This is a genomic window from Pseudomonas sp. KCJK9016 (assembly GCF_046231795.1).
GTDB lineage: Bacteria > Pseudomonadota > Gammaproteobacteria > Pseudomonadales > Pseudomonadaceae > Aquipseudomonas > Aquipseudomonas bananamidigenes.
This window is the reverse complement of the sequence record NZ_JBJJMM010000002.1, coordinates 64,198-77,335: the sequence shown is the minus strand read 5'-3', so window position 1 is coordinate 77,335 and position 13,138 is coordinate 64,198. Positions and strand designations below refer to the sequence as shown.

Here is a 13,138-nt window from a genome sequence, read left to right as displayed (position 1 = left end):
CTTGGCGGGGCATTTTTATGCGCAACGGTTGAGCATTACAGCCCGTCGAGCATCGCCTTGTTGCGTACCGCACCCTTGTCGGCGCTGGTGGCCAGCAGGGCGTAGGCCTTGAGGGCAGTGGTCACTTTGCGTGGACGCTTCTCGACCGGTTTCCAGCCTTTCTTGTCTTGCTCGACCCGGCGTGCCGCCAGTTCTTCGTCGCTGATCAACAGATTGATCGAACGGTTCGGAATGTCGATCAGAACCTTGTCACCGTCCTGTACCAGGCCGATTGCGCCGCCGGCCGCAGCCTCTGGCGAAGCGTGGCCGATGGACAGGCCGGACGTACCGCCGGAGAAGCGACCGTCGGTCAGCAGGGCGCAGGCTTTGCCCAGGCCCTTGGACTTCAGGTACGACGTCGGGTAGAGCATTTCCTGCATGCCAGGGCCGCCTTTCGGGCCTTCGTAGCGAATGATGACGATGTCGCCTTCCTTCACTTCGTCGGCGAGGATGCCGCGCACGGCGCTGTCCTGGCTTTCGAAGATCTTCGCGTTGCCTTCGAAGACGTGAATCGACTCGTCGACGCCGGCGGTTTTCACCACGCAGCCGTCGAGGGCGATGTTGCCGTACAGCACGGCCAGACCACCCTCTTTCGAGTAGGCATGTTCGACGCTGCGGATGCAGCCGTTTTCACGGTCGTCGTCCAGGGTTTCCCAGCGGGTCGACTGGCTGAACGCGGTTTGCGTCGGAATGCCGGCCGGGCCTGCCTTGAAGAAATGGTGCACGGCTTCATCGTCGGTCTGGGTGATGTCCCACTTGGCGATGGCTTCTTCCATGCTGCGGCTGTGCACGGTCGGCAGGTCGGTGTGCAACAGGCCGCCACGGGCCAGTGAACCGAGGATGCTGAAGATGCCGCCGGCACGGTGCACATCTTCCATGTGGTACTTCTGGATGTTCGGCGCGACCTTGCACAGTTGCGGCACCTTGCGCGACAGACGATCGATGTCACGCAGGTCGAAGTCGATCTCGGCTTCCTGGGCGGCGGCCAGCAAGTGCAGGATGGTGTTGGTCGAACCGCCCATGGCGATGTCGAGCATCATCGCGTTCTCGAATGCCTTGAAGTTGGCGATGTTGCGTGGCAGTACCGATTCGTCGTTCTCGCCGTAGTAGCGTTTGCACAGCTCGACGATGGTACGGCCGGCCTGCAGGAACAGCTGTTCGCGGTCGCTGTGGGTGGCCAGGGTCGAACCGTTGCCCGGCAGTGCGAGGCCCAGGGCTTCGGTCAGGCAGTTCATGGAGTTGGCGGTGAACATGCCGGAGCACGAACCGCAGGTCGGGCAGGCGCTGCGCTCGTACTCGGCAACCTTCTCGTCAGAAGCGCTGGAGTCGGCGGCGATGACCATGGCGTCGACGAGGTCGAGACCGTGGCTGGCCAGTTTGGTCTTGCCGGCTTCCATCGGGCCGCCGGAAACGAAGATCACCGGAATGTTCAGGCGCAGGGCGGCCATCAGCATGCCCGGGGTGATCTTGTCGCAGTTGGAGATGCAGACGATGGCGTCGGCGCAGTGGGCGTTGACCATGTACTCGACGGAGTCGGCGATGATCTCGCGGCTCGGCAGCGAATACAGCATGCCGTCGTGGCCCATGGCGATGCCGTCGTCAACGGCGATGGTGTTGAATTCTTTCGCAACGCCACCGGCGCGTTCGATCTCGCGGGCAACCAGCTGGCCCAGGTCTTTCAGGTGCACGTGGCCTGGGACGAACTGGGTGAAAGAGTTGGCAATCGCGATGATCGGCTTCTTGAAGTCGTCATCCTTCATCCCGGTGGCGCGCCACAGTGCGCGGGCGCCGGCCATGTTGCGGCCGTGGGTGGATGTTTTCGAACGGTAATCTGGCATGGAGCACTCCGGGCGGCTAATCACTTATTAATCAGGTGCAAAAAGGGAGTGAGCTTCTATTGACGTCTGGAACACTCAGAAATGGCCGTGTGTCCTGATGTTGCCGATGACGTTGCGGGATCGCCGCTGGTCTCAGCCTGAGCTCATAAACCCGCCGGGGATGAATGGCGATGAATCCCGCGATTCTACACCGCTGGCGTCAGGAGGGAATGGCGCAAAACGTGGTTCCGGTGCAGACGCTGTGTGCGGAATGACGACTGGCAGGTTCAATCACCGCCCGGTTGCACAACGGCATCGGTGTGCAGCACTTTGGCGCGATGGCTGATACGGTTGTTCACTGCGAGCGCCACACCACCGAGCACCACAAACGCGTAACCCAGTGTGGATTGCAGATGGGTCGGGCTCAGGCTGATCAATGCGCTGATCAGGCCGCCGCAGATGAAAATGATCGTGCTGCCGGCCGAAGCCGAGGTGCCGGCGTTGTCCGGAAACAGGCTCATGGCCCGGGAGGTAGCGGCCGGTCGGGCAATGGTGGTACCCGCAGTGCAGACCAACATCGGAATCAGCACGGTTTCCGGAGCCAGCGCGAAGTTTGACGACAGGTACAGCAGGGTCACGCCGGCAACGAGGATCAGGCTCAGGCCGACGACGATCTGCCGGCCACTGGTAATGCGCCTGCTCAGCACGCTGGCGAGGACGCCGCCGGCGACATAGGCCGCCCCGTAGATCAGCAGGATCAGGGAGAATTCGTAGCCGGACAGTTGCAACCGCTCCATGAAGATCAGTGGCGAGATCACGATGAAGGAAAAATGGCAGGCGAACGCAAATGCCGAAATCAGCCAGTAACCGACAAAATCGAAATCTCCCAGAACCCGTCGGTAAGCCTTGAGAAAGTTCGTGCGTGTACCGCGGGTGGCCGGTCGGATGTTCTCCAGAAGCCGCCAGGCCTTGAACAGCACGACGGCTGATAACGCGATGAATGCCCAGAAACTGCCACGCCAGCCCAGTGTTGCCTGCAGGAACGTACCGGCAAGCGGCGATATCGAGATGAAAATCCCGCCGGCGGTGACCATCAGGATTCGCAGTCGATCACGCTCCTCACCTTCGAACAGGTCCTGGACCAGGGCCTGGGACAGCACAAAGCAACCGCAGCCCAGTGCCTGAACGACCCGGAACATCAGAAACAGCGAATAATCAGCCGTCATGACACAGCCGAGGGCGCCGAGCATGGAAACGCTCATGCCCGCGAGCAGCAGCCCCTTGCGCCCGATCACGTCCGACAGTGGCCCGATCAGCAGCTGGGCGAAAGCGATGCCGACGGCGAACAGGCTGATGGACAGCGCGATCTCGGCCGGATCGCTGCGAAAGTGTTCGGCCAGCGCCGGGAACGAAGGCAGCATGACATCCAGCGGGAATACACCCAGCAATACCATCGCCAGTAACAGGCTGACGGCTCCGCGACGTTGGCGGGTCGCCATTCCGGATTTTCCGTTATCCATCAATCAGTCCTGCCTCGACGAAAAGTATCCGGATGTGCGGTTCGGCAAAAAAACCTGCCTTTTTCAGTGCATTCAATGTGGCGATGCTGCCGGTCCGTGCGCGTCGTCGGTTGGCTTGCCCTGTGGTCAGTTCGTCGATTATTTCGTGCACGGTGCTGTCGGCGATTCCGGCGTCACGCAGGCTTTTTCGAAGCCACGGTTCATCGGCTTCGAAGAAGGTCTCTATGATTTCCAGAAGGGTGGTGGCCGCGAACGTCTGGTGTTGCGGATCCAGATGCCGCCAGAGGTAGTGGAATGCTTCAGTGAAATAGCGACTGTGGCGTGCTTCGTCGGTGAGGTGATCGCGCAGCATGTCGTTGACTCCGGACACCAGGTTGTCCCGGCAGACGTCGAGCAATTCCCGGGCGATGATGGTTTCCGAGACGAAACCGAGCAGAAACCCTGTCAGCGGCCGCTGTTCCGGAGCGGTTCTGGCGATCAGCGCTTCCATCCGGGTGATTCGCCCGGGCATTGCCGGGCGACCGCCGATGGCGTAGATCCCGGCGATCTGTTCCGCGACCTGATGGGAGAACAGGGCGTGGTAACCCTCATCGGTGTAGAGCTGCAGTGCAGCGGTTTTCATGGAGAGCGGGACATCGACCGGCAGCTCGCCGTGGACAATGACCTCCACGGCGCGATTGACGATACGGTGTTCGAGCAACGTGGTGTAATCGAGAAAGTGCACCAGATGCCGGGCTGTAAGCCGGTGCAACAGCGAGCGGCCTGCCGCCTCGATGGCCGGATGGGCGAGATAGGGCAGAAATGCCGGCGGGAACCAGTGACGGGTTTCCAGTTGTTGCATTACGTCATTCGGCAGGCGGTAATCGTGGGTACTGGTACGTACCGAGGCACGCGTGTTCCAGTCGCTCAGGGTGAACTGAAAGGCTGGTTCCAGGGCGGTAGCGTTCATGTCTGCACCTCACGCAGCAGATCGCGCATTTCCTGACACATCGCCTGGCCGTCGCTTTCCCCGCAACCGACGAAGAACAGGGGTTGCTCCGCATTGTTGTCGAGTTTCAGCAGACGCTCGACCTGGGTATCGGAAAATGCCCCCGTCAGCCACGTGCCCATGCCCAGGGCAGTAGCGACCAGTTGAAACGTCTGTGAAAGGTGTCCGGCTTCGACGAATGCCATTCGATAGGCGCGCGAATGCGCGTATTTCCACCAGAGACGGTCGAACCGGGCGGTAATGAACAGCCCCAATGGCAAGTTGTTGATGAAGTGCTGCCCCCCCAGCAAATTGCCGGGTGCGGTGTCGGGCAACGTGCCGATGAAGCTCAAGGCGTGTTCGGCAGGGTGATAGGCGTACACGCCCGGGGCCAGCCCGGCGACATTCTGAACCAGCGCGTAGCCCGCGCAGGCATTGAGCCCGCCTCCGGAAGGGCTGCTGCGACGTGCACCAAGTCCTTCGGCGATGGTGTCGTCGCGGTCGGCGTTCCGTTCTCGCAAATAGCCAAGTGACAGGTAAAGCAGGCTGCCGACATCGTCCAGCGACACGGCGGCGCCGGTGAAGGATCGGCAGGTCTTTCGCCGGGTGAGTGAGTTCAACAGGCTGTCGTCATTCAGTGCCTGGGGTACCGGAAGCGTGATGAGCGTATCGGGATCGTCATGCCCAGGGGAATCGGCCGGTGGCGAAGTGGCAAGTACGGCGCTGCAATGTTCAAGGTACTGCCTCGACCATTCCTGAATGTTTTGGGGGGGCTGCTCGCAGGGAATGTCTCGAGTGCCGATATGGTAGATCTTCGATAGTTCATCCCAACCCCAGTCGGGCGTTGCGACTTTTGACGGGGTCAGTATTCGGGCATTCGATAGTTGTGTATCTATGGGGTTGTTCTTGTCGAATGAGTTCGGCTCGTGAATTAGTTGCGTCAGTCGAGTCGAGTATTCAAGGTCAAGTTCGTGCTGGCTGTGATCTTTGTAGTTCCAGACTATTAGGCCGGGCGATTGGGGGAGTATGAATAAATAAGGATTTATATGCATGTCGGGGGCACGCTGCTCTGGATTGTCATTTCAGAGGCGCTGGATAGCCGGCGATACCCAGCGCCCACCTTACTTAACGGGCTTTAGGTGCAACCAGAAAAGCCAGGTTTGCGAGGGTGCGGGATTCCAGAGTAATTGCTTTCATGATTGAACTCCTTGTTCATTGTTGCTTCGTGTTAGTGGATGCCACCTTTGTGGTGACGACTTAATAATAGTTTGCAATGGATTAATCGCAAGCAGATATTAAGTAGGAATTGTCCAGTAATTTTGTCGGAGTGATCTTTGGCTGGAAGTGGGTGTGTAAGTTAAAGTTCAGTGAATAGAGTATTTAAGGAAATATCCTGCAAGACCGCAGGACGATAAATGTAGGAAGGCAAAGTGGAAGGCAAAAAGAAGGGGAACCCGTGGGTTCCCCTTCACACCGCTTCAGTGCCGCGCCTCTGTCAGCTGTTTGGCAGCAGGCGGCAGGTGATGCTCTTGATGTAGCGGGTTTCCGCAATGGCCGGGTGCACCGGGTGGTCCGGGCCCTGACCGCCGCGCTCCAGCAATTGAATGTTGCGGTCCAGGTGACGGGCACTGGTCAGCAGGATGTTCTGCAGATCGTCCTCGGGCAGGTGCATCGAGCAGGATGCGCTGACGAGAATGCCGTCCTTGGTCAGCAGGCGCATGGCCTGTTCGTTCAAGCGGCGGTAGGCGCCTTCACCGTTCTTCAGGTCCTTCTTGCGCTTGATGAACGCAGGCGGGTCGGCCACGATCACGTCGAAGCGCTCTTCGCCGGCCTTGAGTTCCTTCAGGGCCTCGAAGACGTCGCCTTCGATGCAGGTCATCTTGTCGGCGAAGCCGTTCAGCGCGGCATTGCGCTCGACGCCGTCGAGGGCGAAACCGGATGCATCGACGCAGAACACCTCGCTGGCACCGAATGCGCCGGCCTGCACGCCCCAGCCGCCAATGTAGCTGTAGAGGTCCAGGACCCGCTTGCCCTTGACGTAAGGGGCCAGGCGCGCGCGGTTCATGCGGTGGTCGTAGAACCAGCCGGTTTTCTGGCCACCGATCACTGGCGCTTCGAACTTCACGCCATTCTCTTCCAGCGGCACCCACTCAGGCACGACGCCGAACACGGTTTCGACGTAACGCTCCAGACCTTCGGCATCACGGGCGGCGGAGTCGTTCTTGAACAGAATGCCGCTTGGCTTGAGCACTTGGGTCAGCGCAGCGATCACGTCGTCTTTATGGGCTTCCATGGTCGCCGAGGCGAGCTGCACCACAAGAATGTCGCCGAAACGGTCGACCACCAGGCCTGGCAGCAGGTCGGAATCACCGTAGACCAGGCGATAAAACGGCTTGTCGAACAGACGTTCGCGCAGGGACAGGGCCACGTTCAGGCGATGCACCAGCAGCGACTTGTCCAGCGGCAGTTTAATGTCGCGCGACAGCAGGCGGGCGCAGATCAGGTTGTTCGGGCTCATGGCCACGATCCCCAGCGGCTTGCCGCCGGCAGCTTCGAGGACCGCCTGGTCGCCGGCCTTGAAGCCGTGCAACGGGGTGGCGGCCACGTCGATTTCGTTGCTGTAGACCCACAGGTGGCCGGCGCGCAGGCGACGGTCGGCGTTGGCTTTGAGGCGCAGGCTAGGCAGGGACATGACGTCGCTCCGAAAAAAAGAGCGGGAGTATACCGTGTTGCGCCTTATGCCGGGTTTGGCGTGCGATGAAACGCGGCGGACCTCGTCACAAGCAGGCCCACCCCCGTGTCCACCCGCCTGTGCTCTATGCCGACAGCGCGTCAATCAGCGCTTTGCTGAATGCCGGAATATCGTCCGGTTGGCGGCTGCTGATCAGGTTGCCGTCTTTTACGACTTCCTGATCGACCCAATTCACCCCCGCATTGACCAGATCGTCCTTGACGGTCTTGTAGCTGGTCATGGTCTTGCCATTGACCAGTCCGGCCGAAATCAGCAGCCAGCTGCCGTGACAGATCACCGCGATCGGTTTGCCGGCGGAGACACCGGTCTTGACCAGATGTTGCGCGTCCTGGTCGATGCGGATGGTGTCAGAGTTCTGCACGCCGCCCGGGAGCACCACGGCGTCGTACTGATCGATGCTTGCGCCCTGGAAAGTCTGGTCGACCTTGAAATCGTCCGCAGGTTTATCGTGGTTCCAGCCTTTGACGCTGCCGGTTTCGGCAGAAAGGATGTCAACCTGCGCTCCAGCCTGCTCGAGTGCCTGTTTGGGACCGGTCAGTTCAACTTGCTCGAAACCATCGGTTACCAGAAAAGCGACGCGCTTGCTGCCGAGAGAATTTGCCATCGTTAAGCTCCTGAGTCTGTTGGGATTACCGCCCGAGACAGATGTAGAACTGTTCCGGGCCCTACAGATTCCGAAGACCGGGGAAAAGTGAAAGTTCCTGCGAATTGCCCACTGGTGTGTCGTGCGTCGGTTTTTAGAGGTTAGAATCGCCGCCTGTCCAAGAGTGTGTACTTATGTCCCAAGAGCTGACCACCGAACAGATTCAACAGTCCCTGCAAGGCATCAGCGTGCCAGCGCAGCCGCAGATCATGGTGGATCTGCAAATGGAGCAGTACATGCCGGACCCGGATCTGGAGACGATCGCCAAGCTGATCTCCCAAGACCCCGGCCTGTCCGGTTCGCTGCTGAAGATCGTCAATTCGCCGTATTACGGTCTGAGCAACAAGATCACTTCGATCAAGCGCGCAGTGAACCTGTTGGGCAGCCGCTCGATCATCAACCTGATCAACGCGCAGTCGATCAAGGGCGAAATGAACGACGACACCATCGTCACCCTCAACCGTTTCTGGGACACCGCCCAGGACGTGGCCATGACCTGTCTGACCCTGGCCAAGCGCGTTGGTACCGAGGCCTGTGACGAGGCCTATGCCTTGGGCCTGTTCCATGATTGCGGTGTGCCGCTGATGCTTCAGCGTTTCCCGGATTACATGACGACGCTGGAAAAGGCCTATGCCGATGCGAGCGCCGAACGCCGGGTCGTGGACACCGAGAACGATGTCTACAACACCAATCACTCGGTGGTCGGTTACTACACCGCCAAGTCTTGGCGCCTGCCGGAGCACGTCAGCGCGGCCATCGCGAACCATCACAACGCCATGGCAATCTTCAGCGACGACACCTTGCGCAATACTCAGATGAAAAACCTGCTGGCGATCCTGAAAATGGCCGAGCACATCTGTTCGTCGTACCGGGTGCTGGGTAACCAGAGCGAAGACTTCGAGTGGCAGGCTGTCGGGCCGCTGGTGCTTGAATACATCGGTCTGTCGGACTACGACTTCGAAACCTTGAAGCAAACGATCCGCGAACTCGGCGCACACTGATTTAGCAAACTGATTCGAGACCCCCATGCCTGAACTGCCGGAAGTCGAAACCACCCGCCGCGGCATCGCCCCACACCTTGAAGGGCAGCGGGTCAGCCGGGTAATCGTGCGCGACCGGCGGCTGCGCTGGCCAGTTCCCGAAGACCTTGATGTGCGCCTGTCCGGGCAGCGCATCGTGCTGGTCGAGCGGCGCGCCAAGTACCTGCTGATCAACGCCGAAGCCGGTACGTTGATCAGCCATTTGGGTATGTCGGGCAATTTGCGGCTGGTCGAGGTCGGAATGCCGGCGGCCAGGCATGAGCATGTCGACATCGAACTGGAATCCGGTCTGGCCCTGCGCTACACCGATCCTCGACGTTTCGGGGCGATGCTCTGGAGCAACGACCCGCTCAATCACGAACTGTTGATTCGCCTTGGGCCGGAACCGTTGACCGACCTGTTCGATGGCGAGCGGCTGTTCCAGCTGTCCCGTGGGCGTTCGATGGCGGTCAAGCCGTTCATCATGGATAACGCGGTGGTGGTGGGCGTCGGCAATATTTATGCGACCGAGGCATTGTTTGCCGCCGGCATCGATCCGCGCCGCGAGGCCAAGGGCATTTCCCGGGCGCGCTACTTGAAGCTGGCGATCGAGATCAAACGCATCCTCGCCGCCGCCATCGAGCGCGGCGGCACCACGTTGCGCGATTTCATCGGTGGCGACGGGCAGCCGGGGTATTTCCAGCAGGAGCTGTTTGTCTATGGCCGCGGTGGCGAGCACTGCAAGGTCTGTGGCACAGGCCTGCGGGAAGTGAAGCTGGGCCAGCGGGCCAGTGTCTTCTGCCCGCGCTGCCAGACCTGACGGGACTCTGAAAAAGTCCTACGGTCTATAGTGAGTTGTCTCACTGTTCAGCCCGAAGGATCGTGCCATGAAATCCTCGCAAGCCCTTTTTCTCGTACTGCTGCTGTGTGCCAGCCTGACCGTTCAGGCTACGGAAGGTGGCAGCGGTGATCCGCGTTACGCCATCCAGAATCCACCGGCCTACGCCATGATCGGCGATCTGCTGATTGCCCGACCATTGCTGGTGGCGGCGACAGTGATCGGTGCGGGGGTATTTGTGGTGTCGTTGCCGTTTACCGCGCTGGGTGGCGGTGTCGGCGATGCGGGGGAGGCGCTGGTGGTGGCGCCGGCGAAAGCGGCGTTCGTGCGCTGCCTGGGATGTACCGGGGAAGGATTCGAGCAGCGCGAATGACGCGATCGCAGCCTGGCGCTGCGATCGCGGTCAGAGGCTCAAGCCTTGCCGGTGATCCGGCGGTATTTCTCCATCAACTGTTCTTCAGTCTCCGGATGGGCTTCGTCCAGTGGAATACAATCCACCGGGCAGACCTGCTGGCACTGCGGCTCGTCATAGTGGCCGACGCACTGGGTGCACAGGTTCGGGTCGATCACGTAGATTTCTTCGCCCTGGGAAATGGCGGCGTTCGGGCACTCGGGTTCGCAGACGTCGCAGTTGATGCAATCGTCGGTGATGATCAGGGACATGCTAACTCCAGCCGGGGCGGCAAGCCCGGGCGCTATGAATCAATGCGCGCAATTGTGCCGCATTGGCGCCCGCAGTGCACGCGGGCGCCGTTTGAACGGTCGTTACTTCTTGAAGCGCAGGGTCAGGGCGTCGGCCACCGCCGGGTGAACGAACTTGCTGATATCGCCGCCCAGGGCCGCGATTTCCCGCACCAGTGTCGAGGAAATGAACGAATAACGTTCGGACGGAGTGAGAAACAGACTTTCCACATCCGGTGCCAACTGACGGTTCATGTTGGCCAGCTGAAATTCGTATTCGAAGTCCGACACCGCACGCAGGCCGCGCAGGAACACATTGGCGTTCTGTTCCTTGGCGAAATGCGCCAGCAGCGTCGAAAAGCCGACCACTTCCACGTTCGGCAGGTGCTTGGTGACTTCGCGGGCCAGCTCGACCCGTTGTTCCAGCGGGAACAGCGGATTTTTCTTGGGGCTGGCGGCGACGGCGATGATCACATGGTCGAACAGGCGCGAGGCGCGTTCGACCAGATCGCCATGGCCCTTGGTAATAGGGTCGAAGGTACCTGGGTACAACACTCGGTTCATCGCGTCGTCCTGGCGGGAATCCGTTGGGGAGTCGGATGGTATCGCAGCCGTCCCGGTCGGCCAAGTCGCCTTTTGGGTAAGAAAGCACGATGGACGGTACGAATCTTCGGCTTTTTCAAGGGTTTTTCAGCCGTTCGCCGAGGGAGGTCGCCAGTTGTGCTGTCAGGCCATAAACCGACAACTGCGGGTTGGCGCCGATGCTGGTAGGGAACAGCGAGCCGTCGTGAATCGACAAATTGCGCAACTGGTGATGGCGGCCGAGGCTGTCGGTAACAGCGGTTTTCGGGTCTTCGCCCATGGCGCAGCCGCCCATGACATGGGCACTGCCCAGTCGCGTGCGGTACAGCTCAAGGCTCAAGCCGTCGATCATTGTCCGGGCCTCGGCCAGGCTGTTCACATAGCGCGCATCCGCATGCATCGGCATCACCGCTCTGGCACCGCCGGCGAACTGGATTTCGGCCATGACGTGGAAAGCCCGGCGCAAACCGTCCCAGGCGTAGGACGAAACCTGATAGTCGAGCACGGGCGAGCCGTCACCGCGCAATTCGACGCTACCGCCCTGGCTGTCGGGGTGAAAGCCGTCACGCAGCAGCGCCAGCATGGCGTGGGTGTGCGGCAAATCCGCCATGTGCTGCGCGTTTTCCTGGCCGAAGCCGCCGAGCAAGGTGGCGGCCAGCGCCGGGTGCAGCGGCGGCACTTCGAGTTTGAAGGCCATCGGCCCGGTGGTGCCGTCCTTCCACTGGAAATGGTCGGAGTAGATCGACTGCGGCGCCCCGTAAAACGGGTTGATGACCTCGTCGAACCGCCCGGCGGACATGTTCACCGGGTGCAGGAACGTGCGCTTGCCGAGGCGCTTGTGCGGATCCGGTGCGTCCGAGCGCAGCAGCAGGGCAGGGCTGTTGATTCCGCCGCCGGCCAGCACGTAATGGCGAGCCTTGACCGTGATCTGCCGCCCGGTCGGCTCTACGCAGCGTTCGTCCATCGCGACGCATTGCAGGCCGGTCACCTTGTCGCCGTTGATCAGCAGTTTTTCAGCGCGGGCCAGATAGAGCAGCTCGCCACCCTTTTCCAGGGTCGCCGGAATGGTGGTGACCATCATCGATTGCTTGGCGTTGGTCGGGCAGCCCATGCCGCAGTAGCCGAGGTTCCAGCAGCCGCGCACGTTGCGCGGGATCACGTGCCAGCTGTAACCGAGTTGTTCGCAGCCCTTGCGGATCACATCGTTGTTGGCGTTGGGCGGGACCATCCACGGAGCGACGCCGAGACGCTGCTCCATTTTTTCGAACCACGGCGCCATGTCGGCGGGGCTGTGGCCTTTGACGTTGTGCTCTTTGGCCCAGTGTTCGAGGGTCGGTTCAGGTGTGCGAAAACTCGAGGTCCAGTTGATCAGGGTGGTGCCACCCACCGCGCGGCCCTGGAGGATGGTGATTGCGCCGTCCTTGCTCATGCGCCCGATGCCTTCCTGATAGAGGCTGCTGTAGGCCTTGTCTTCGAGCATCTTGAAGTCGCTGCTGGTCTTGAGCGGGCCTTCTTCGATCAACAGCACCCTGTAGCCGGCGGCACTGAGGATTTCCGCCGTGGTGCCGCCGCCGGCACCGCTGCCGATGATCGCCACGTCGGCTTCAAGGGTCAGGTCGCCGGTCAGTTGTGCGCCGTTGTGGGTTTTCCAGCCACGGGCAAGGCCTTCGCGAAACGGGTCGGGTACGGGCATCGATCAGGTTCTCTTATTATTTTTCGGGGCGGCGCGGGACTTAAACCGTGGGCGGGCCGGGATAACCGCAATGGGCCCAGGATTCGGCGCGGGTGTACCAGGCCATCATCACCATTTGCAGCAGGGAGCTGTGCCCCATGCGCAAAAGGCTCAACGAACTGTTTTCCCAGCGATCAAGAAAGTGCCGGATCGCCTCGGAACTGGCGTTTTCCCAACTGCCCCAGATGCCGGTCAGCGGTCCGCGGGTCACGGCCATGCCCAGCACATCGAACAACTGCCGGGTGAGCTTGAGCATTTCCGGTGACAGGTGATCGAGGCTGTAGTCCAGGGATTTCAAGGTGCCGTCGACGGCCGTGGGCATTTTTTCCCCAGCGACGGCGCCCTCGAGCATCACCGGAATCACGGCGCGCAGAAACAGCAGATCCCCGCTGCGCAACGTGCTGAAACCGTTGGCCGATACGCTCGATGAGCAGCCACTGAGGCTGGCACCGAGGCCGGCAGTGGCGAGGAACGCCGTAGCGCCGAGGCTGAACTTGAGCAGGCCGCGGCGCGAGAAGGCAGGTGTTTCGGTCAGGCTTGGGTGCATT

The 13,138-nt window shown here is 60.8% G+C and carries 13 protein-coding genes; 3 read left to right on the top strand and 10 right to left on the bottom strand.

Translation table 11 applies throughout. The features are described 5' to 3' along the window. Positions 1–35 precede the first annotated feature (35 nt). From ilvD to ACK6BI_RS01965, 6 genes are all read right to left on the bottom strand, one after another. On the bottom strand, positions 36–1,877 hold the full coding sequence (ilvD, locus tag ACK6BI_RS01990) for a dihydroxy-acid dehydratase (protein WP_409315802.1): 1,842 nt from the start codon (positions 1,875–1,877) through the stop codon (positions 36–38). A gap of 266 nt (positions 1,878–2,143) precedes the next feature. Continuing rightward, positions 2,144–3,376 carry a multidrug effflux MFS transporter gene (locus ACK6BI_RS01985; protein ID WP_409315801.1) on the bottom strand — a complete coding sequence of 411 codons (1,233 nt, stop codon included), beginning with the start codon at positions 3,374–3,376 and terminating at the stop codon, positions 2,144–2,146. Then, complete coding sequence (locus ACK6BI_RS01980; RefSeq protein WP_409315800.1) at positions 3,369–4,325, bottom strand: diiron oxygenase; 957 nt, start codon at positions 4,323–4,325, stop codon at positions 3,369–3,371. Before ACK6BI_RS01980 ends, ACK6BI_RS01985 begins: the two co-directional genes overlap by 8 nt. After that, positions 4,322–5,395 (bottom strand): SagB family peptide dehydrogenase, encoded by a 1,074-nt coding sequence (locus ACK6BI_RS01975; RefSeq protein ID WP_409315799.1) that lies wholly within the window; start codon positions 5,393–5,395, stop codon positions 4,322–4,324. The genes ACK6BI_RS01980 and ACK6BI_RS01975 overlap by 4 nt, the downstream gene beginning before the upstream one ends. Before the next feature lie 443 nt (positions 5,396–5,838). Then, the gene (locus ACK6BI_RS01970) at positions 5,839–7,035 is read right to left on the bottom strand and encodes a class I SAM-dependent rRNA methyltransferase (protein WP_260521393.1); all 1,197 of its coding nucleotides are present in this window, start codon (positions 7,033–7,035) and stop codon (positions 5,839–5,841) included. Between the two features lie 124 nt (positions 7,036–7,159). After that, positions 7,160–7,699 carry a type 1 glutamine amidotransferase domain-containing protein gene (locus ACK6BI_RS01965; protein ID WP_409315798.1) on the bottom strand — a complete coding sequence of 180 codons (540 nt, stop codon included), beginning with the start codon at positions 7,697–7,699 and terminating at the stop codon, positions 7,160–7,162. Between the two features lie 227 nt (positions 7,700–7,926). On the opposite strand from ACK6BI_RS01965, the gene ACK6BI_RS01960 reads away from it, so the two are divergent. The 3 genes from ACK6BI_RS01960 (at position 7,927) to ACK6BI_RS01950 (ending at position 9,968) form a co-directional block, all read left to right on the top strand. Next, positions 7,927–8,739 carry an HDOD domain-containing protein gene (locus ACK6BI_RS01960; RefSeq protein WP_409315948.1) on the top strand — a complete coding sequence of 271 codons (813 nt, stop codon included), beginning with the start codon at positions 7,927–7,929 and terminating at the stop codon, positions 8,737–8,739. A gap of 25 nt (positions 8,740–8,764) precedes the next feature. Next, positions 8,765–9,577 carry a bifunctional DNA-formamidopyrimidine glycosylase/DNA-(apurinic or apyrimidinic site) lyase gene (gene mutM / locus ACK6BI_RS01955; RefSeq protein WP_409315797.1) on the top strand — a complete coding sequence of 271 codons (813 nt, stop codon included), beginning with the start codon at positions 8,765–8,767 and terminating at the stop codon, positions 9,575–9,577. 67 nt (positions 9,578–9,644) lie between these two features. Continuing rightward, positions 9,645–9,968 (top strand): multidrug transporter, encoded by a 324-nt coding sequence (locus ACK6BI_RS01950; protein WP_409315796.1) that lies wholly within the window; start codon positions 9,645–9,647, stop codon positions 9,966–9,968. 38 nt (positions 9,969–10,006) lie between these two features. Here the strand turns inward: ACK6BI_RS01950 and ACK6BI_RS01945 are convergent, their stop codons facing one another. The 4 genes from ACK6BI_RS01945 to ACK6BI_RS01930 all read right to left on the bottom strand — a co-directional run bounded on the left by ACK6BI_RS01945 (position 10,007) and on the right by ACK6BI_RS01930 (position 13,137). Continuing rightward, positions 10,007–10,258, bottom strand: a complete 252-nt coding sequence (locus tag ACK6BI_RS01945) for a YfhL family 4Fe-4S dicluster ferredoxin (RefSeq protein ID WP_010222176.1) — start codon at positions 10,256–10,258, stop codon at positions 10,007–10,009. Positions 10,259–10,360: 102 nt separating this feature from the next. Continuing rightward, on the bottom strand, positions 10,361–10,840 hold the full coding sequence (gene coaD / locus ACK6BI_RS01940) for a pantetheine-phosphate adenylyltransferase (RefSeq protein ID WP_003229157.1): 480 nt from the start codon (positions 10,838–10,840) through the stop codon (positions 10,361–10,363). 115 nt (positions 10,841–10,955) lie between these two features. After that, entirely contained in the window at positions 10,956–12,551 is a 1,596-nt protein-coding gene (locus tag ACK6BI_RS01935; RefSeq protein ID WP_409315795.1) for a GMC family oxidoreductase N-terminal domain-containing protein, read from the bottom strand. A gap of 40 nt (positions 12,552–12,591) precedes the next feature. Next, on the bottom strand, positions 12,592–13,137 hold the full coding sequence (locus tag ACK6BI_RS01930) for a twin-arginine translocation pathway signal protein (protein ID WP_409315794.1): 546 nt from the start codon (positions 13,135–13,137) through the stop codon (positions 12,592–12,594). Position 13,138 lies beyond the last annotated feature (1 nt).